20 protein-coding genes are annotated in these 19501 nt (G+C 72.8%); 13 read left to right on the top strand and 7 right to left on the bottom strand.

The window, feature by feature from the left end; all coding sequences use genetic code 11:
* The first annotated feature begins 56 nt into the window (after positions 1-56).
* Together BM051_RS07110 and BM051_RS07105 are read left to right on the top strand one after the other, a co-directional pair.
* Positions 57-1280, top strand: a complete 1224-nt coding sequence (locus BM051_RS07110) for a SurA N-terminal domain-containing protein (protein ID WP_092529218.1) — start codon at positions 57-59, stop codon at positions 1278-1280.
* The gene (locus tag BM051_RS07105) at positions 1277-2239 is read left to right on the top strand and encodes a nucleoside triphosphate pyrophosphohydrolase (protein WP_092529217.1); all 963 of its coding nucleotides are present in this window, start codon (positions 1277-1279) and stop codon (positions 2237-2239) included. The genes BM051_RS07110 and BM051_RS07105 overlap by 4 nt, the downstream gene beginning before the upstream one ends.
* Before the next feature lie 626 nt (positions 2240-2865).
* On the opposite strand, the gene BM051_RS07100 is transcribed toward BM051_RS07105, so the two are convergent.
* Entirely contained in the window at positions 2866-3261 is a 396-nt protein-coding gene (locus BM051_RS07100) for a RidA family protein (protein ID WP_092529216.1), read from the bottom strand.
* Between the two features lie 136 nt (positions 3262-3397).
* Between BM051_RS07100 and BM051_RS07095 the strand changes: the two genes are divergently transcribed.
* Positions 3398-4372 carry a helix-turn-helix transcriptional regulator gene (locus BM051_RS07095; protein WP_092529215.1) on the top strand — a complete coding sequence of 325 codons (975 nt, stop codon included), beginning with the start codon at positions 3398-3400 and terminating at the stop codon, positions 4370-4372.
* Between the two features lie 212 nt (positions 4373-4584).
* Here BM051_RS07095 and BM051_RS07090 read toward each other — a convergent pair whose 3' ends face one another.
* Both BM051_RS07090 and BM051_RS07085 read right to left on the bottom strand, forming a co-directional pair.
* Complete coding sequence (locus BM051_RS07090; protein ID WP_092529214.1) at positions 4585-5415, bottom strand: alpha/beta hydrolase family protein; 831 nt, start codon at positions 5413-5415, stop codon at positions 4585-4587.
* 118 nt (positions 5416-5533) lie between these two features.
* On the bottom strand, positions 5534-6073 hold the full coding sequence (locus BM051_RS07085; protein ID WP_092529213.1) for a putative immunity protein: 540 nt from the start codon (positions 6071-6073) through the stop codon (positions 5534-5536).
* A gap of 100 nt (positions 6074-6173) precedes the next feature.
* Here BM051_RS07085 and BM051_RS07080 point away from each other — a divergent pair, with 100 nt between their 5' ends.
* On the top strand, positions 6174-6974 hold the full coding sequence (locus tag BM051_RS07080; protein WP_341770748.1) for a lysozyme family protein: 801 nt from the start codon (positions 6174-6176) through the stop codon (positions 6972-6974).
* 71 nt (positions 6975-7045) lie between these two features.
* Here the strand turns inward: BM051_RS07080 and BM051_RS07075 are convergent, their stop codons facing one another.
* Entirely contained in the window at positions 7046-8155 is a 1110-nt protein-coding gene (locus BM051_RS07075; RefSeq protein ID WP_092529212.1) for a serine hydrolase domain-containing protein, read from the bottom strand.
* Between the two features lie 131 nt (positions 8156-8286).
* A complete protein-coding gene (locus tag BM051_RS07070) occupies positions 8287-8679 on the bottom strand; it encodes a tetratricopeptide repeat protein (protein WP_092529211.1) in 393 nt (130 codons plus the stop codon).
* Positions 8680-8780: 101 nt separating this feature from the next.
* Between BM051_RS07070 and BM051_RS07065 the strand changes: the two genes are divergently transcribed.
* From BM051_RS07065 to BM051_RS07035, 7 genes are all read left to right on the top strand, one after another.
* Positions 8781-9710 carry a hypothetical protein gene (locus BM051_RS07065; RefSeq protein WP_092529210.1) on the top strand — a complete coding sequence of 310 codons (930 nt, stop codon included), beginning with the start codon at positions 8781-8783 and terminating at the stop codon, positions 9708-9710.
* 25 nt (positions 9711-9735) lie between these two features.
* Entirely contained in the window at positions 9736-10251 is a 516-nt protein-coding gene (locus BM051_RS07060; protein WP_092529209.1) for a VOC family protein, read from the top strand.
* Between the two features lie 60 nt (positions 10252-10311).
* The gene (gene eno / locus BM051_RS07055; protein ID WP_092529208.1) at positions 10312-11598 is read left to right on the top strand and encodes a phosphopyruvate hydratase; all 1287 of its coding nucleotides are present in this window, start codon (positions 10312-10314) and stop codon (positions 11596-11598) included.
* 6 nt (positions 11599-11604) lie between these two features.
* Positions 11605-12126, top strand: a complete 522-nt coding sequence (locus BM051_RS07050; RefSeq protein ID WP_092529207.1) for an FtsB family cell division protein — start codon at positions 11605-11607, stop codon at positions 12124-12126.
* Between the two features lie 22 nt (positions 12127-12148).
* Positions 12149-12646, top strand: a complete 498-nt coding sequence (locus BM051_RS07045) for a DUF501 domain-containing protein (protein ID WP_092529206.1) — start codon at positions 12149-12151, stop codon at positions 12644-12646.
* Between the two features lie 226 nt (positions 12647-12872).
* Entirely contained in the window at positions 12873-14213 is a 1341-nt protein-coding gene (locus tag BM051_RS07040) for a lytic transglycosylase domain-containing protein (protein WP_243859205.1), read from the top strand.
* A gap of 28 nt (positions 14214-14241) precedes the next feature.
* Positions 14242-15195, top strand: a complete 954-nt coding sequence (locus BM051_RS07035; protein WP_092529204.1) for a Ppx/GppA phosphatase family protein — start codon at positions 14242-14244, stop codon at positions 15193-15195.
* An 85-nt stretch (positions 15196-15280) separates the two neighbouring features.
* Here the strand turns inward: BM051_RS07035 and BM051_RS07030 are convergent, their stop codons facing one another.
* Together BM051_RS07030 and BM051_RS07025 are read right to left on the bottom strand one after the other, a co-directional pair.
* Positions 15281-15544: a hypothetical protein gene (locus BM051_RS07030; RefSeq protein WP_092529203.1), complete on the bottom strand. Its 264-nt coding sequence runs from the start codon at positions 15542-15544 to the stop codon at positions 15281-15283.
* Between the two features lie 212 nt (positions 15545-15756).
* Positions 15757-17265: a S10 family peptidase gene (locus tag BM051_RS07025; protein WP_092529202.1), complete on the bottom strand. Its 1509-nt coding sequence runs from the start codon at positions 17263-17265 to the stop codon at positions 15757-15759.
* Between the two features lie 32 nt (positions 17266-17297).
* Between BM051_RS07025 and BM051_RS07020 the strand changes: the two genes are divergently transcribed.
* Together BM051_RS07020 and BM051_RS07015 are read left to right on the top strand one after the other, a co-directional pair.
* The gene (locus BM051_RS07020; protein WP_092529201.1) at positions 17298-18026 is read left to right on the top strand and encodes a uracil-DNA glycosylase; all 729 of its coding nucleotides are present in this window, start codon (positions 17298-17300) and stop codon (positions 18024-18026) included.
* 143 nt (positions 18027-18169) lie between these two features.
* Positions 18170-19495 carry an NAD(P)/FAD-dependent oxidoreductase gene (locus tag BM051_RS07015; RefSeq protein WP_092529200.1) on the top strand — a complete coding sequence of 442 codons (1326 nt, stop codon included), beginning with the start codon at positions 18170-18172 and terminating at the stop codon, positions 19493-19495.
* The last annotated feature ends 6 nt before the right edge of the window (positions 19496-19501 follow it).

The raw sequence follows: 19501 nt of genomic DNA, 5'->3' as shown, positions 1-19501 counted from the left end.
GCAGCCGGCCGGCTCTTGCCGGCGGCCGGCGGGGCTGTGAGAGGGTACCCGTTGTGATGAGGATCATCGGTCGTTCCCGGGTGCTGCTCACCGCTCGTGCCGTCGCCGTCGCCGTCGTCTCCGCGCTCGTGCTCGCCGGCTGCGGATCCGGCCCGAGCCAGGTCACGTCGGCCGCGATCGTCGGCGACCACTCGATCCCGCTCGACGCGGTGCAGAGCGAGATCCAGTGGCTGCTGGACAACGTGCCCGAGGCCCAGCAGGCTCGCGAGCAGCGCAAGTTCGACACCATCTCCCGCCAGATCGTGCAGAGCCGGATCGTCCACCACCTGCTCGGCGTCGCCACCGAGCGCGAGGGGCTGCGGGTGGACCCGCGGGAGGTGACCGAGCTGGTCGACTCGGCCGGCGGGGTCGACCAGGCCGCCCGCTCGGTGGGCGTCACGCCCGACCGGATCCGTGACGTCGCCGCCGACCAGCTCCTGCTGCAGCAGCTCGGCCAGCGCTACGTCGACCGGCTGAGCGTGGACTTCGTCGGCACGGTGATCACCCAGGAGAGCCCGGGCAACACCGCCGAGGACCAGGCCCGCGACCTCGGCGAGCGACTCGTCGCCGCCCCGGCCGCCGCCCCGCGCGTCCTGCGGGAGGCCGGTCACCAGGTGATCGACCAGCGGATGAGCCTCGCCCAGGCCATCCAGTCCAGCCCCGAGCTAGCCGGCAGCGCGCTGTTCGGCTCGGCCCCCGGCACCGTCGTGGTGATCCAGCCGAGCCGGCAGGAGTCCGGGTGGCTGGTGGCGCTGGTGAAGGACCGGCAGCTCCGCCCGGCCAACGGCGGCGGCACCCACCAGTCCGCTCGCGTGCCCGGCCTGCCCGCGCAGGCGGACCCGACGCGGCCCGATCCCCACCGGCCCGACGCGACCCGGTCCGATCCCACCCAGCCAGACCCGAGCGAGCCGGACGCGGCGCACGGTGCGCCGTCCCAGGGCGACGCCGCGCAGGCCGGCACTCGCCAGGGCGAGCCATCCCAGGGCGACCCGGCGCAGACCGACCCCGGGCAGGAGGATCCCAGCCAGGGCGGCGCGGCCGGGCAACCGAACGGCGCGCGGCAGTCCGACCCGCAGCAGCTCTACCGCGTCGGCCTGCGGATGCTCCAGCCGATCGCCGAGGAGTTGGGCGTGCGGGTGAACCCGCGCTACGGCGTGTGGGACGCGGCCGGGATGTCCGTGGTGCCCAGTGAGGAGGAGGTGACCGGGCACCTGCTGCACCCGCGTACCGTGCAGCCATGACCTCATCGCGCGCCCGCGCCACGGTGGTGCTCACCCCGGCGTCGCTGCCGGGGGTGCTGCCCGCCGCCGCGTGGCCGGTGCTGCGGGCCGCGGAGTTCGTCTACGCCGCGGCCGACCTTCCCGAGGCCACCCGCACCGCGCTGGACGCCAAGCCCGCGCCGGCGCCCGGCGAGCTGACCGGGCTGCCCGGCGTCGTGCTGGTCGCGGCCGACGCCGCCGAGCCCGGTGCCGCGGCACTGATCGCCCACGGCGCGGCCGTGGTGTCGACGCCGGTGCCGCCGCTGGTCCGGGCCGCGGAGGTGATGGACCGGCTGCGCTCGCCCGGCGGGTGCCCGTGGGACGCCGCGCAGACCCACGCCTCGCTGCGGCAGTACCTGGTCGAGGAGACCTACGAGCTGCTCGAGGCCATCGAGGAGGGCGACCGGGCCGCGCTGTGCGAGGAGCTGGGCGACGTGCTGCTGCAGGTGCTGTTCCACGCCAGGGTGGCCGCCGAGGACGCCGCCGACCCCTTCGACATCGACGAGGTGGCGCGGGCGCTGGTGGACAAGCTGGTCGGCCGGCACCCGCACGTGTTCGGCGAGGGTGAGGCCGTGCACTCCGCTGAGCACCAGCAGGCGCGCTGGGAGGAGCTCAAGCAGACGGAGAAGCAACGCGAGTCCATTCTGGACGGCGTGGCGACCGGGCAGCCGGCGGCGGCGCTGGCCGGCAAGCTCGGGCAGCGCACCGGGCGCGCCGGGCTGCCGTTCGACCTGTTCCCCGAGCCGGTGAACGAGGGCGCGAAGCTGTTCCGGCTGGCCGCGGCGGCCCGCCGGGCCGGGGTCGACCCGGAGGGCGCACTGCGCGCGGTGGCCAAGGAGTTCGCCCGCGGGGTGCGCGCCGCCGAGCGGGCCGCCCGGGCGGCCGGCATCGAGCCGGCCACCCTGGACGCCGACGGCTGGCGCCGCTACTGGCCCCGCTGACTTTCCGCCCGGGAGCGTTCAGCACGGGGGATCCCCTGCCTCCGGTGCGATGGCGGCTCTGGTGCTCGCCCTGAGCGGCCAACCCCAACCGGGTACGGATCTCCCGCGGCGAGAGCCGCAGCTCCTCCCGAAACCACCCCGGTGCTGCCCGCATACCCCCACCGCCGACCCAGGTCCCGCCGCTCCACCTCGGCCACCAGCGCGATCATCCGCACATACCGCCGCCGCAGCTCGACCTCGGCGGTCGCGCTGTGTGGCATGGGACAACGGGGTTGCGCGAGAGTACGAGATGACCTCGTGCCCGAGAAATCCACGCGTCAGAACGGGTTCAGGCGCTCGATCGGGACGCGGCGCTGCTCGGTCAGCCGCTGGGCGATCAACGAGCGGTGGAATGCCCAGCGGCGCGCTCGACACCGAGCAGCGCCGCGGTCCCTGCTCGACGGCACCAACACGATCGGCGTGCGGTCGGCGCGGTCGAGGATCTCGCTGGGTAGCGGCCGGTGTACTCGACTGCCAGCTCGCGGCGCGAGCGCTTGCCGACCCCGTGGCGGTCGTCCTCGGTCGCCGATCGTCACCATCCTGAGCACCGGAAACCACTCACCTGCAGCGGAGGCGGCGAGGTCGCATCAAGCGACGGCGGTCCCCTCGAGCTCGACCATCAGGGTGGGGATCGCCAGCCGTGTCAACCCGAGCATCGTGGTGGTCGGCGCCACCCCGGCGGCGCCCAACCGCGACGCCAGCACGCCGTAGTGCTGGAAGAGCAGATCGACGTCGGTGGTGTAGACGTTGAGCCGGACGAGGTTTCCGAGGGACATGTCGGCCTCGCCGAGAACGGCCTCCAGGTTGTCGAGGCTCAGCGCCAACTGCGCCGCCATGTCACCGGCATGTTGGGGCTTGCCGTCGCCGCTCATCGCGGTCTGCCCGGCGCAGTACAGGGTCCGGGTGCGCCCGGAGACGATCTCACCCTGGTTGTACCCCATCTCCACCGACCACGTCCACGGGTTGACCGCCGTTCGCTCCACAGCCACATCAGCTCCATTCGATTCATCGACAGTACGTACGTCCGCCGGCTCGGTAGCCGCCCATCGTTGACGCCGTGTTGAAAGCCTCCCAACGAATCACGACATCCCGTGTCGTGTATTTCGGTAGAGTTTTCGTGTGCGCGCTGACCGATTGGTCTCGCTGGTGCTGCTGCTGCGCCAGCGCGGTCGGCTGTCCGCGGCCAGGCTGGCCCGCGAGCTGGAGGTATCCACCCGCACCGTGCTGCGCGACATCGAGGCGCTGTCCGCGGCCGGCGTCCCGGTCTACGCCGAACGCGGCAGGCACGGCGGTTTCGCGTTGTTGCCCGGTTTCCAGACCGAGCTGACCGGACTGAACCACGACGAGGCGCTCGCCCTGTTGGTCGCCGGATCCCGGCGCGGCGTGCAGGTGTTCGGCCTCGGCTCGGCGCTCGCTTCCGCGATGCTCAAGGTGGTTGACGCGCTGCCCGAAGGCTATCGGGACACCGCGGCTGGCGCGGCGCAGCGATTGCTCATCGACCCGGAGACCGACCTCCTCTCGCGCCGCGTCGTCGCTGAGGAGGTGCCCGACACCATCGTGGCCGAGGTCCGGAGCGCGGTGTTCGCCGGACACAAGCTGCGCATCCACTACGCGGCCGCGGACGAGACCCCGAAGTGGCGCACGGTGGACCCGATCGGCCTGGTCACCGTACGCGACCAGGGCTACTTGCTGGCCACGAGGTCTGGCGCGGACCGCACCTACCGGCTGTCCCGGGTCTTGGCGGCCGAGGAACTCGACGAACCCGCACAGCGACCAGACCACGTCGATCTGGACCGGGCCTGGCGGGAACGCAGCACGCGGTTTCGGACCGGCGGCGACCAGGTCGCCGTGCTGGTACGGGTGAACCCGGCGCGGCGAGAGGACCTGGTGGGTACCGCGCTGGCCGTCCGCGCCGAAGAAGCCGACGCGGACGGCTGGCTGCGGCTGGAGGTGACCTTCCAGGATCCGAGACACGCCGAATGGGCGCTGTGGCAGCTCGCCACGCACGCGGAAGCCCTGGCCCCGCCGTGGTTGCGCTCCTCCCTGCGCAACCGCGCCGCGGCGATCGCCACCTGCTACGGCGCGTCATCCTGAGAGTTGTTGCCCTCCGCGGGCCGCCGCCGGCGCTGTTCGGACCGCGCCATACTGGTAGGTGTGCCAAGCGCGCCGAACGACGCGTGCGCAAGGAGCGGCGTGGCCTTGTAGCAGACGGTTATTGTCCATCGGGTTGGTCATGCGTGGGCAACGGGCGTCGCCGGTTCCAGTTTGGTCACTGGCGCGGCACCTGCCGGTGATCTTGGTGTCGCTCAGGTCGCGGTGAGCTGCCGGAGGAACCACCGGGTCAGGATGTCGTCGACCACCTTGGTCACGGGTAGCTGCGGCGCCGGTTCCAGGCCGGGTTCCTCGGCCAGCGGGTGTGCCAGGTCCGGCACCGTCGTCAGCTCGACGTCGTCCGGGCGCGCGTACCGCTCGCGCAGCGCGTCGACCAGAGCGGCCGCGTCCGTTCGGAACGCGGGGTGGTCCCGCTCGCCGCTGACGAGGAGCAGCGGCGGTTGTGCCGCAACGCCTCCGGCGACGCGGGCGACGTAGTCCAGCTCGTCGGCCGTCGTGTGGGACTCGGCGGTCCACGGGTAGGCCTGTCCGAACCCGGCCTCGATGAGCTCCACGGCGGACCGAATCCGCACCGCCGGGTTGACCAGCGCGACCGCCCTGATCGGAATCCGCCCCGTGGTCAGCACTTCCAGCGCCACGGCTCCGCCGAGCGAACCGCCGAGGACGGCGACCGGCTCGTCGTCGACCGGCAGTTGATCGCGCAGCGCGGCCAGCGCGGCCGGGAACTCATCGGCGGCCTGGGAGAGGAACGGGGCCAGGTACGCCATCAACGGGTCCTCGCGGATGAGCTCGATGACGGCGTCGACACGGCCGTCGACCATTCGCGCGCCGCACATCGGCATGCCCAGGTGCACCCGCCAGGCGGGCACCCCGGTCATGGGCAGTGCGGCCGCGAAGGCCGCGTCCGTGCGAGGCGCGTCCAGCATGTGCCAGGTCACGATCAACGGCGCGGGGCCGTCGGTGTCGCCGGCCGGTGGCAGCGCCGTGAACGGTACGCCCGCCGCGGTACCGGTAACAATTTCCATACGTCCCCCTACGGTTTCCTGGGCTGCCCGGCCAGCCTAGGCGGCTCGACGGGCCCGCGGATCCGCTTTCCGCCAACGGCGAAACCGTCCGATCACCCGTCCAGCGCACCGCCGGGGATCACCGGAGCGACGCGTCCAGCTGACGAACCAGCTCTCCGACCCGCCCACCGCCACTCGGGGCGGCCGGGTAGCGCCGCAGGACGTCGACCACGACGGGAGACGCGAGGATCCGCGACCGTGCGATGTGGTCGGCTCCGACGGCGGGGTCGGCTCCGGCGGAGAGTTCGAGCGCTCGTGCGGCATGCGCGGCCGACCCGAGGATGTGCTTGACCTGAGTGGCTTTCGCCAGGGGGTGGAGGAACGCCGCACCGGCCGCGGCGAGGGCCGCGCGCGCGGCGTCGCTCGCCGCGGCCTGTCCCGCATCGCGGGCCTCCTGAGCCGCTCGCTGTGCCGCCCACGCGCTGTCCCGGAGCGCCTTGGTCCGCTCGCCTCCGTCCGCGAACGCCCGCGCGGCGTCGATGGCGGCTCGCGGGCGCCGATCGTCAGGGCGATCACGTTCGAAGATCGCCAACGCGGGCCGCGCGCACGCCACCGCGTAGCCGGCGACCTCCCGGAGTTCGGACCGGGTGAGTTCGATCGTCGTGGAGTCGTCCGCCATGGCGTCATCCTTGCGCACAGGGCCACGCCGGAAACCACGAGCCGGCCGCGGCCGCGGTGATCCACGCGGTGTTCCGTCACTGTCCCCGTAACCTGACCGGGTGACCGCTGGTTCCTTACCCGGCTTCCTGCCGCCGCCCCGCGCGCTGGGTCGGATCGCGCTCGCGGTGGCGCTGGTGGTGGCGGGACTCGTGCTGGTCCTCACGATCGGCGTCAACCGGGACGACGAGGAGCCGCCGCCGGCCGAGCCGAGCGTGGAGGCGCCGCGCCCCGAGCCGTGGGCGGCCGCGCCCACCCCGGCGCCGGCCGCGCCGGAGGACCGGCTGGACGCGTCGGACCAGGCCGAGCTCGACGCGTGGGCCGAGCAGATGGCGACGCGCACGCGGGTGCCGGCGAGGGCGCTGGCGGCGTACGGCCGGGCGGAGATGTGGATGCGCACGGCGGCGCCGGAATGCCGACTGTCGTGGGGGACGCTCGCCGCGATCGGGCGGGTGGAGTCGCAGCACGGCCGCCTCGGTGGCGCCGAGGTGAGCGCGAACGGGGTGATCTCACCGCCGATCGTCGGCCCGCCACTGGACGGCGCACCCGGCGTGCGGGAGATCCCGGACACCGACGGCGGCCGGCTGGACGGCGACACCCGGTGGGACCGGGCGGTCGGGCCGATGCAGTTCCTGCCGGCGACGTGGGCGCGTTGGTCCGCCCGCGCCAGTCGGGACGGCGCACCACCCGACCCGCAGAACATCGACGACGCCGCCCTCACCGCCGCCCGCTACCTCTGCGCCAGCGGCGGCGACCTCGGCAGCCCCGACGGGTGGTGGACCGCGGTGCTCACCTACAACCAGTCGGTCGGCTACGCCCAGGACGTCTTCCTCGCCGCCGAGACCTACGCCACCGGCCAGTGAAGTCTCGTGGAGCTCAGCGACTCCATGCCGGAACGGCCCCGCCGACCAAGGCGGGGCCGTTCCGGCATCGGTCAGCACAGCGCCGACTCGACCGCCTTCCGCAGGTCGGCAGGGCCGCCGGCCGCGCGGTGGCCGTTGGCCACGGCGAACGCCGAGCGCCCGTCGTCCGTGGTCGCCGTGAACGAGTCGAAGCCGGGCATGTTGCCGCCATGTCCCCACGCCACGCCACCGCAGGGAAGGGAGTACTCCCTGATCCCGAGCCCGTAGGCGCCTCCGCCCGCGGGCACCGTCGAGCGCATCTCCGCGAGCAGATCCGGGCGGAGCACCTTCCCGGAGACTAGGGCGCGCACGAACCGCGTCAGGTCCGGGCCGGTGGAGACCAGCGCCCCCGCCGCACCGGCGATGCTGGGCTCGAAATCGGTCACGTCGGCGATCGGCATGCCGGGGAACGCGTGGTAGCCGCGCACGTGCGGACCTCGGATTCGCTTCTGCCCGACGTCCGGATACGTGGTCTGCCACAGCCCGTGCGGCCGGATGAGCCGGTCGGTGATCTCCGTGCCGACGCCGTTTCCGGTCACCGCCTCGACCAGCATCCCGAGCACGATGTACCCGGTGTTGGAGTACTGCCAGCCGGTGCCCGGTGGGAACAGCGGCGGATGGCTCAACCCCAGGCGCACCAGCTCCTCCGGTCGCCAGACCCGGTCGCCGGCGCTCGGGTCGGTCAGCACGTCCCGGACGTAGTCGGCCATCCCGCTGGTGTGCTGCAACAGCTGCCGCACGGTGATCTCGTGACCGTCGTACCCGTTGCCCCGCACCAACCCCGGCAGGTACTCCTCGATCGGCGCGTCCAGCCCTACCCTGCCCTCGCCGACGAGTTGCAACACCACCGCGGCGACGAACATCTTGGTGTTGCTGGCGACCCGCGCCCGGTCCCACGGGCGGATCGGCCGATGGGTGCCCAGCTTCCGGGTGCCGCTGGTGACCGTCCAGCTGCCGTGGCGGTCGCGGGCGAAGACCATCGCCCCGGGCACCCCTTGCTCGACGAAGCCGTCCACGATCGCCTTGGTGTCGGCGTGCCCGCCGCGCGGCTCCGCGGCGACCGTTCCGGCGGTCACGCACGAGACACCGACGGCCAGCGCCAACGCGCCGGCCACCAGCCGCCGAACCCTTCTCGCCCGCATCACATCGTCCCCCTTCGCTCGGTTGAGGTCACGCGGAACGTTACGGGCGAGACCGGAACTCGAACATCCGGCAGGCCACAGAGGACGGGGTGAGGACAGCCCCACCGCCGGACGAGGAAGGCCAGGAACGCTCAGGAGCTGCCGAGCGCCAGCCGGGCGCGGACCTCGCCGATGGCGTCCTGGTACTCGGGCACCGGGTTCATCGCCGAGGCCATCCGCAGTTGCCCCAGCGCCTCGACCAGCCGGCCGAGGCGCTGCAGGGTCCTGCCCAGCACGAACCGCGCGTAGTGGTCGGCCGGGTCCAGCTCCACCACCCGGCTCAACGCCGTCTCGGCCTGCCGCAACTGCGCCGAGTGGAAGTACGCCCGCCCAGCCAGCAACTGCACGCTCGGCTTGTCCGGCTCGGCCGCCAGCACCGGCTCCAGCGCCTTCAACGCGTCCAGCGGGCGCCGCCGCACCAGCTCCTCGGCCCGGCGGAACGCCCGCAGCCGATCCTCGCCGGTGTCCGGTTCCTGCTCTGTCATGGTCCTTTCGACGGTACCCGCTGATCCGCCCGGCCAACACCCTCGCTAACGCGGACACCGCGGCGCCCGATCAACCCGCAAAACGCGACAAGGGGGCTGGAGTGCGCACCGATCCGTTCGACCATCCGGACCTGCGCGACCCGGAATGGAACCGGCGGGCCGAACGCAACGCGCGCCGCGCCGCCCGACGCGCCCTCGTCCGGCGCCTCCGGCTCCCGCGTACGGCACTCCTCCTGGGCGCGGTGCTCATCGCGGTGGCCGCCGCCACCTACGCGCTGCACATCCGCGAGCCCGAGCCCCCGGCACCCCCGGAGATCGACCTTGCCCGCCCGTTCGCCGGAACTCCGGCGCAGGACTGGCCGGCCGGGGCCGACGGCATCGTGCTCCCACCCCCGCACGAGGTCGGCAGCCTCTCCGCCGACGAGGTCGCCGCCGCGCTGGAACAGGTCAGGTCGCTGCTGGTGCGCGCGCGACTGGACCGGTCGGTCGTCCAGGGCGGTGACGTCGAGCCCGTTGTCGGCCACTTCGCGCCGAGCTACCAGGACCAGGTGCGCGGCGCGTTCGCCGACCCGGGCAGGTGGCCGTCCTACTACGCCACCCGGGTCGCCCCCGGCTTCCGGCTGCTGCCCGCCGAGCCGAGGGTGAACGGCACCATGACCGCCGAGCCCGGTGAGCGGCGCGGCGAGCTGCGCGTCCGCACCGACTACGTGGTGGCCTACGCCTTCGACATCGGTGACCCGGCCGCCGCTCGGGCCCCGCTGGACATCGTCGCCGCCGAGCGCTGGGAGATCACCTACCTGCTGCGCGTCGGGGAGACCTGGTACCCGCGCAACCGCGGCATCTACCTGGAGTCCGGCCGCGGCCACGGCTACTCGATCGCCTGCGGCCCGATGGCCAGGGGACTGCTCGCCCCGGCCTACAGCGAGCCGGCCCCGCACACCCTGCCCAACCCCGGCGTTCCCGGCGAGTTCTTCGACCTGGACCGGCCCCTGCCCGGCCAGGGCACCTGTGACCTGCCGCCGACCGGTTGACCCGAGTGTGGTGGACTTGTCGGCCATGACCGATCCCGTGACGAGCGACCCCGGGCCGCGCTACCTCGGGCTGGCGCCGTACCTCTACTACGGCGACGCCACCGAGGCGGTCGAGTGGCTGACCCGGGTCTTCGGCTTCACCGAGAAGGTCCGCTACGTCGACGCCGCCGGCGCGGTGTTCCAGGCCACCCTGCTGGTCGGCGCCGCCGAGGTGCACATCACCGGCGTCGGCGCCGACTACTGGGCGGCCAAGGGCGTCGACGGGCCGGTCGGCCAGCTCAACGTGGTCTACGTCGACGACGTCGACGCCTACTACGAGCGGGTGTGCGCGGCCGTCGGCGAGCAGGCCGAGGTCAGCCGGCCACAGGACCAGCCCTACGGCGCCAGGGTGTTCTCCGTGCAGGACTGCGGCGGCAACAGCTGGTCGTTCTGGCAGCGGATCTCCGACACGGTGGAGCTGCCCTCCGGCTGGCAGGAGGTGCGGCCGGGTGACCACGGCAACGGCACCGCGCCGCCGGGCCTGCGTGCCTCCGACGGGTGACCTCGACCGGCCGCTACGCTGGTGCCGGACGTCTCTGGCACAACCCGTGAGGAGCAAGGCGTGGCGGTCATCGAGCAGGTAGGCGCGCGCGAGATCCTGGACTCGCGCGGTAACCCGACGGTCGAGGTCGAGGTCGCCCTCGACGACGGCACGCTGGCCCGTGCCGCGGTGCCGTCCGGGGCGTCCACCGGTGAGCACGAGGCCGTCGAGCTGCGCGACGGCGATGCCGGCCGCTACCTGGGCAAGGGCGTGGAGCGCGCGGTCGCCGCGGTGCTCGACGAGATCGGCCCGGACCTGGCCGGCGTCGAGGCGGTGGACCAGCGGATCGTCGACCAGAAGCTGGTCGACCTCGACGGCACGCCGGACAAGTCCCGGCTGGGCGCCAACGCGATCCTCGGCGTCTCGCTCGCCGTCGCGAAGGCCGCCGCCGACTCCGCCGAGCTGGAGCTCTTCCGCTACCTCGGCGGCCCGAACGCGCACGTGCTCCCGGTGCCGATGCTGAACATCCTCAACGGCGGCGCGCACGCCGACACCGACGTGGACATCCAGGAGTTCATGATCGCGCCGATCGGCGCCGACTCCTTCCGCGAGGCGCTGCGCTGGGGCGCCGAGGTCTACCACGCGCTGAAGTCGGTGCTGAAGGGCCGCGGGCTGGCCACCGGGCTCGGCGACGAGGGCGGCTTCGCGCCGAGCCTGGCGAACAACCGCGAGGCGCTGGACATCATCGTGACCGCCATCGAGAAGGCCGGCTACCAGCCGGGCCGCGACGTCGCGCTGGCGCTGGACGTGGCCGCGACCGAGTTCTTCGCCGACGGCGCCTACACCTTCGAGGGCACCAAGCGCAGCGCCGAGCAGCTGATCGGCTACTACACCGAGCTGGTCGACGCCTACCCGCTGGTGTCCATCGAGGACCCGCTGAGCGAGGACGACTGGGACGGCTGGGTGCGGCTGACCGCCGAGCTCGGCGAGCGGGTGCAGCTGGTCGGCGACGACCTGTTCGTCACCAACCCCGACCGGCTGGAGGAGGGCATCACCCGGCGCGCGGCCAACGCGCTGCTGGTGAAGGTCAACCAGATCGGCACGCTGTCGGAGACGCTGGACGCCGTGTCGCTGGCCACCTCCTACGGCTACAAGTGCATGATGAGCCACCGCTCCGGTGAGACCGAGGACACCACGATCGCCGACCTCGCCGTCGCCACCGGCGTCGGGCAGATCAAGACCGGCGCCCCCGCGCGCGGCGAGCGGGTGGCGAAGTACAACCAGCTGCTGCGGATCGAGGAGACCCTCGGCGACGCGGCCCGCTACGCCGGCGACCTGGCCTTCCCGAGGTTCTCCCCGGAGAGCTGACCCAGCGTGGCGGAGCGGGGCAGAGCGCGCGGCCGGCGCGCCGGGGGTCGGGCGCAGAGCTCGTCCCCCCGCCGCCCTGAGCGCACCCGCCGGGGTGGCCGCCGCGCCCGGCTCCGCCGCGGGCTGAGCGCCACCCGCGCCACCGGCGCCGCCAAGGTGCTCGGGCTGTCCACCACGCGGCGGGCGGCCCTCGCCGCGATCGTGGTGGGCGCGCTGGTGTTCACCCTCGCCGTGCCGCTGCGCACCTACCTGAGCCAGCGCTCGGAGCTGGCCGAGTACGAGCAGCGCAAGGCCGAGCTGGAGCAGCGGGTCGCGCGGCTCGAGCAGCGCAAGGCCGAGCAGAACGACCCGGCGCAGATCGAGGCCGAGGCGCGGCGGCGGCTGCGCTACGTGATGCCGGGCGAGACGCCGTACATCGTGCAGCTGCCCGAGGACAGGACGCGGGCCGAGCAGCCGCCGCCGGGGCAGCGGTCGGTACCGGAGGGCACCTGGTACGAACGGCTGTGGGACAGCGCGACCGGCCGCTGAGCCGCCTGGTTACGCTGCTCGGGTGGACAGCGACCTCGAGCCCGTGACCGAGCACGACCGGGCGGTCATCGCCGAGCAGCTCGGCCGGCCGCCGCGGGGGCTGCGGGCCGTCGCGGCACGCTGCCCGAGCGGGCATCCCGCGGTGGTACAGACCAACCCGCGGCTGGCGGACGGCACCCCGTTCCCCACGCTGTACTACCTCACCTGCCCTCGCCTGACGTCCTTGGTGGGCACACTGGAGGCGTCGGGGGTCATGCGGGAGATGACCGAGCGGCTGGCCGAGGACGCGGACCTGGCCGCGGCGTACCGGCGGGCGCACGAGTCGTACCTGGCGCAGCGGAACGCGATCGAGCCGCTGGGGCACGAGGTGACCGCGGGGGGCATGCCGGGGCGGGTGAAGTGCCTGCACGTGCACCTGGCGCACACGTTGGCCTGCGGGCCAGGGGTGAACCCGTTCGGCGACGAGACCGTGGAGCTGCTGCGGGACGAGTGGCCCGCCGGCGACTGCGCCGCGGAGTGATCCTGTCGTCCCGGTGAGCGTTCCGGCGATGGTCGGGCGCACCGCGGTACACGTGCTCGTCGGCATCGTTGCTGCGGATGGAGCAATTCCCGCCGAAATACGGTGTCGGGGCTTCGGCCGAGGCGGTACGAATGTCAGTCTGAGGGCGCTCGGCAACACGGGTTTCACATCGTGTGCCGCAACATCGGACTGCCCACGGGTGTGTTGGATCACGGGAGGCTGGGGAGTGCGGGTCTATCGAGTGCCGAAGGCAATGTCCGGCGCGGTGCGGAGATGTGGTGTCCGGCACCGGACCGGCACCGCCATGCTGGCCGGTGCGCTGGCCGTGCTGCCCACGATGCTGGTCACCGGCAGCAGCGCACAGTGGGTGAACCTCGCCGCCGGCGACGAGCCGGGCCACCCGGTCGCCGGGCTGGCGGGTGGCCTGCCCTCCGAGGCTCCCACGGTGTCGGTGAACGGCAGCCTGCCGGACTCGCCCACCCCCGCCGCGCTGCCCGCGTACCTGCCGCAGTCGGTCACCGGGCCGCTCGGCATCCCGGACACCGCGTTGGCCGCCTATCGCAGGGCGGCTGACATCATGGCCCGCGAGGCGCCGGGATGCCATCTCGACTGGGCGCTGATCGCCAGCATCGGGCGGATCGAGTCGAACCACGCGCGCGGTGGCTACGTCGACGCGAACGGCACGACGTTGGAGCCGATCCTCGGGCCGGTGCTCAACGGCGTCGGGCCGGTGGCGGCCATCCGGGACACCGACGGCGGCCGCCACGACCGGGACCCGGTGTGGGACCGCGCGGTGGGGCCGACGCAGTTCATCCCGTCGACGTGGGCGCGCTACGCCTCGGACGGCAACGGCGACGGCGTGACCGACCCGAACAACATCTTCGACGCCGCGCTGGCCACCGGGCGGTACCTGTGCTCGGGCGGACTGGACCTCGCCGACGACGCGCAGCTGCGGGCCGCGCTGTTCCGGTACAACAACTCGCAGAGCTATGTGGACACGGTGATCGCGTGGGCGCGGGCGTACCGCAGCGGGGTGGCGGCGGTGCCGAACAGCCGGGTGCCGATCGGCGTGCCGGTGAACACGACGACGGTGTCCGGTGCGCCGGCGCCGGTCCCGCCGCCGGGGCTGCCCGGCGAGTCGACGCCCGCGCCCGGCGGGCAGCCATCCACCCGGCCTGGCTCGCCGTCGAACGAGCTCCCCGCGGAGAACGGGACGAACCCGAGCAAGCCGGGCCCGAGCGACCCGACGACGCCGAGCGACCCACCTTCGACCCCGAGCGACCCACCTTCGACCCCGAGCGACCCGCCCTCGACGCCGAGCGACCCGCCCTCGACGCCGAGCGACCCGCCGCCGAGCGGTGACGATCCGTCGACCGAGCCGGGCGAGGACACCTGCGAGACGCCGACGCCGGGGGAGGAGGCCGCCACCGGGTCGGAGTCCGAGTCGGAGTCCGGGTCCGAGTCGCCAGCGCCGTGCGACCCCGAAACCGGTGAGCCCACCTCCGGGACCAACCGCTCGGACACGCCGTCCGGCGTTGAGCCCAGCAGCGGGTCGTCGACCCCCTGAGGGAACGGCGGCCGGCTAGGGTGGCGGCATGCCACGTGTTGCCGCGATCGACTGTGGGACCAACTCCATCCGGCTGCTCGTCGCCGAGCTGACGCACCGCCACGACGGCAGCGTCGACCTGCGCGACCTGCACCGCGAGATGCGCATCGTCCGGCTCGGGCAGGCGGTGGACGCCACCGGGCGGCTGGCCCCCGAGGCACTGGAGCGCACCCGCGCCGCGCTGGTCGACTACACGATCGCCGCGCGGCGCAAGGGCGTGGAGCGGGTCCGCATGGTCGCCACGTCGGCCACCCGGGACGCCGCGAACCGCGACGAGTTCTTCGCCATGACCCGCGAGGTGCTCGGCGTCGACGCCGAGGTCATCAGCGGCGACGAGGAGGCCCGGCTGTCCTTCACCGGGGCGGTCGGCGAGCAGGACCCCGACGACGGCCCGTTCCTGGTCGTCGACGTCGGCGGCGGCTCCACCGAGCTGGTGCTCGGCTCGTGGGACGGCCGCGAGGCCGACGTGCACGCGGCCCGGTCGGTGGACATCGGGTGCGTGCGGATCACCGAGCGCACCCTGCGCTCCGACCCGCCCGGGCCCGCCGAGGTCGACGCGGCCCGCGAGCTGGCCCGGCAGGTGCTGGCCGAGGCGTTCGACGCCGTCGACGTCAGCAAGGCGCGCACCTGGATCGGCGTGGCCGGCACCGTCACCACGCTGTCCGCCGTCGCGATGGAGCTGCCCGGGTACGACTCCACCCGCACCCACCTCTCCCGGTTGTCGAAGGCGGACATCGACAGCGTGGCGGAGCGGCTGCTCACCGTCGACCACGCCACCCGCGCGGCCAACCCGGTGATCCACCCCGGCCGGGTCGACGTCATCGGCGGCGGCGCGGTGATCGTGCGGGTGCTGGCCGAGGAGCTGGTCCGCCGCGGCGGACCAGCCGACCTCGTGGTCAGCGAGCACGACATCCTCGACGGCATCGCCCTGTCCCTGGCCTGACCGGTGCCCGATCAGGCCAGGGACGTGACATCGGTGGGGTGCCCGGCGAGTGGTGTGACCACCGGAGCGAGGGACCGCGGTGCGCTCAATCCTCGATCGGCGTGAACAGATCCGCGACGTCAGTAACCGAGCGCGTGAATGCCATCTTTTCTGGGTTCAAGGTTCCCGACGGCTCCATCCAGTGTTTCCACGCCGCCCGGTTCTGCCAGTTCTCCCAGTCGAAGAAGGCGTAACCATCCCCCTGCTCGATCGAGCCCGCTGGAGGTTGGGCCGGCTCGGCGCTCGCCACCGGGCTCGCCAGGAACAACGCTGCCGCCAGCAACGTCGCCGACGAGGCGATTCTCCTCATGTCTTCCCTTTCTTTCGCATGAACGATGCGATGCGGGCGGAACAGTACCGGGTCGGATACCAGGACAGTCCCCGTCGCGGACCGCGTGGCGACGGTATCCGCCGACGGAGTGACACATTCCCACCGATCGAGGGAAGGGGAAGCGGCCAGAGGTCTATCCGTCCGCAGGTCGTGGGTGCCCGCCGGCGCCGCGGGCACCCACGCCGGCCGGGTTATCGGTTGCTGGCGGTGCGGACGAACTCGGCGAGGTCGGCGCCCTGCTGGGCCCGGGACTCGTCGTGCACGTACATCATGTGTCCGGCAGGGTAGTACGCAGTGTCGAGATTGGACCGGAGTTCGCCGGGAATCGCGAGCTGGGCCAGGGTGTGCTCGGCGGCGTAGTACGGTGTCGCGCCGTCGTAGTAGCCGGACGCCACGTGCACCCTCAGATGCGGGTTGGCCCGCATCGCCGCGCTGAGCCCGTCCACGACGGACACCGCCCTGCCCTCGAAGTCCGCGTACGACCACGCCTTGTTGACGTCCATCGAGATGATCTCGTAGGGCAGGTCGTTGGCGTACTCCAACTCGGCGCGCACGTAGTGGTTGAAGCACGCCGAGTACGCGCCCAGGATGCGGGAGATCGACGCGTCGTCGCTCATCAGCTCCCGGCCGCCGTCCGGCTCCCACGTGGTGAACCGGCCGTCCATCCGACCCACCGTCAATCCGCGGTCACGCAGCAGTTCGGTGAAGAACCGCACGTGCTCGATCCTCAGGTTCACTCGATCCACATAGGACTCGGCGAGCCCGGTGAGCGTGGCCAGCCGGCGCACCACGTCGGCGCGCTCCTCGGCGGTCAGCCGCGCGCCGCGCTCCAGCGCCCACGGCAGGTCCCGCGCGGCGAACTCCTCGGCCTCGGCCAGCACGTCCGCCAGCGGCCGGTCGCCGTGCCGGCCGTGGTAGTGGGCCATCGCCGCGTACGTCGGCACGAACAGCGCGTAGGGCTGGTCGTTGCCCTCGCTAAACCGGATCTTGCCCATGTCCAGCACGGCCGAGATCAGCATCAACCCGTTCAGGTACATCCCGTGCCGATGCTGCAGGTGCGTCGCCAGCGCCGCGGCCCGCAACGTGCCGTAGGACTCGCCGGCCAGGAACTTCGGCGACAGCCAGCGGCCGTTGCGTGAGGTCCACAGCCGGATGATCTCGCCGACGGACTCCACGTCCGGGGTGAAGCCGTGGTAGTCCTTGGGTTTCTCGCCGTTGACGGCCCGGGAGTAGCCGGTCGACACCGGGTCGATGAACACCAGGTCGCTGTGCGTCAGCAGGGTGGCCGGGTTGTCGGCCAGCCGGTACGGCGGCGGCTCGGGGGAGTCCACGTCGCCGGACACCGCGCGGCGCGGGCCCAGCACACCGAGGTGCAGCCAGACGCTGGACGAGCCGGGGCCGCCGTTGAAGGCGAAGGTCACCGGCCGGGTCTCGGGATCGGTGTCGTCGAGGGTGTAGGCGGTGACGAACAACTCGGCCTTGGCCTGGTGTCCCTCGAACTTGCCGTCGGTGAGCACCTCCTGGCGCAGCACGATCCGTCCGGTCTGGGCGGTGTAGGCCAGTTCGCGCCCTTCGACGCCAATGGTGTGCTGGCTGGTGACCAGGTCGTCGGTGGGCTCGGCGGGCTTGGTCTCCGCGTCGGCTCGTGGCTGCGCGGTGTTGTTCGGCTCCGCATTGTCGTTGCGTGCTTTCTCGGGCATGCGACCAACGTAGAGGACGGGACAATGGGAGGGTGACGGTTTCGCCAGGGACGATCGACGAGCTCGACGCGGCGGTCAGCGAGTGCCGCGCCTGCCCGCGGCTGGTGGCCTGGCGCGAGCACGTGGCCGCGACCAAGCGGGCGGCGTTCGCCGACCAGACCTACTGGGGGCGCCCGGTGCCCGGCTTCGGTCCGGCGGACGCGGCGCTGGTGATCGTCGGGCTGGCGCCGGCCGCGCATGGCGGCAACCGCACCGGGCGGATGTTCACCGGTGACCGGTCGGGGGACTTCCTCTACCAGGCGCTCCACGACGTCGGGCTGGCCTCCCAGCCGACCGCCGTGCACCGCGACGACGGCCTGGAGCTCTACGGCACCCGGGTGACCGCGCCGGTGCACTGCGCGCCGCCGGACAACCGGCCCACGCCGGGGGAGCGGGACACCTGCCGGCACTGGCTGGCGGCGGAGCTGGCCCTGCTGCGGCCGACCGTGCGCGCGGTGGTGGTGCTCGGGGCGTTCGGCTGGCAGGCGCTGCTGCCGGTGCTGGCCGAGGCGGGCTGGCCGGTGCCGCGCCCGCGGCCGAAGTTCGGGCACGGCGTGCGGTACGTCCTGCCCGGCGAGCCGGCGTTGCACCTGTTCGGCAGCTACCACGTGTCGCAGCGCAACACCCAGACCGGGCTGCTCAGCATGGAGATGTTGCGGTCGGTGCTGCGCGCGGCCGGCGCGGCGGCGGGCCTGCCGGTGAGCGCGCCGAGCGGGCGGTGACCGCCTCGAGCGGGATGCCGCACATGGTTCGGGTCGAGCCGCGCCGAATCCCGTACTGAATCGTTCCGGAAGGGCCGGCGACGCAGGTCACAGCCGGTTGGGGCCCACGAGCGGCACGGAGCCGGAGGTGCGACGATACTGCCATGGCCGCAGCGAAGTCGGAACCGACCCGGATCCTGGTTCTGGGTGGTGGGTACGTCGGGCTCTACACCGCGTTGGGACTGCAGAAGATGCTCCGCGCGAACGAGGCGTCCGTCACCGTGGTGGATCCGCAGCCGCACATGACCTACCAGCCGTTCCTCCCCGAGGCGGCGGCCGGGTCCATCGAGCCGCGGCACGTGGTGGTTCCGCTGCGCCGGCTGCTCAAGCGGTGCCACGTGCTCACCGCGCGGGTGACCAGGATCGAGCACGGCCGACGCTCGGTCACCGTCGAGGCCGCCGACGGGCACGTCGAGCAGCTGTCCTACGACGTGCTGGTGGTGGCGCTCGGCTCGGTCGCCCGGATCCTGCCGATCCCGGGGCTGGCCGAGCAGGGCATCGCGTTCAAGACCATCGGCGAGGCGATCTACCTGCGTAATCACGTGCTGACCAAGCTGGACGAGGCGGCCAGCACGCTCGACCCGGAGCTGCGCAAGCGCTTGCTGACGTTCACCGTCGTCGGTGGCGGGTTCGCCGGGATCGAGGCGCTGGCCGAGCTCGAGGACATGACCCGCTTCGCGTGCCGGTACTACGAGAACATCGAGCCCGAGGACCTGCGTTGGGTGCTGGTCGAGGCGGCCGGCCGGATCCTGCCGGAGGTGCGCGAGACGCTCGGCGTGTGGACGGTCGAGCAGTTGGAGAAGCGCGGCATCGAGGTGTACCTGTCGACGGCGGCGAAGTCGTTCGAGAACGGGCACGTCGTGCTCTCCGACGGCACCGAGTTCGACAGCGACACGATCATCTGGACCGCCGGGGTGAAGGCCAACCCGGTGCTCGCGCAGTCCGACCTGCCGCTGGACAAGCGCGGCCGGGTGCAGGTGACGGCCGGGCTGCAGGTGGTCGGCCACCCGGACGTGTGGTCGGCGGGGGACAACGCGGCGGTGCCGGACCTGTCCCGCACCGAGGCCGACCCCACCGCCACCTGCCCGCCCAACGCGCAGCACGCGGTGCGGCAGGCGCGGCACCTGGCCAAGAACGTCATCCGCACGCTGCGCGGCGGCCGGCCGAAGGACTACTGCCACAAGAACGTGGGCTCGGTGGCCAGCCTCGGGGTGCACAAGGGTGTGGCGGACACGTTCAACGTCAAGGTCAAGGGCTACCCGGCGTGGGTCATGCACCGCGCCTACCACGTCAAGGCGATGCCGACGTTCAACCGCAAGGTGCGGATCACGATGGACTGGCTGCTCAGCGGCCTGTTCCGCCGCGAGGTGGTCTCCCTCGGGCAGATCAACAACCCCAAGGAAGAGTTCACCCGCGCCTCGAAGTCCTGACCTGGA

The sequence above is a fragment of the Amycolatopsis arida genome, from assembly GCF_900115565.1.
Classification (GTDB): domain Bacteria; phylum Actinomycetota; class Actinomycetes; order Mycobacteriales; family Pseudonocardiaceae; genus Yuhushiella; species Yuhushiella arida.
This window is presented reverse-complemented; position numbering and strand designations above follow the sequence as displayed.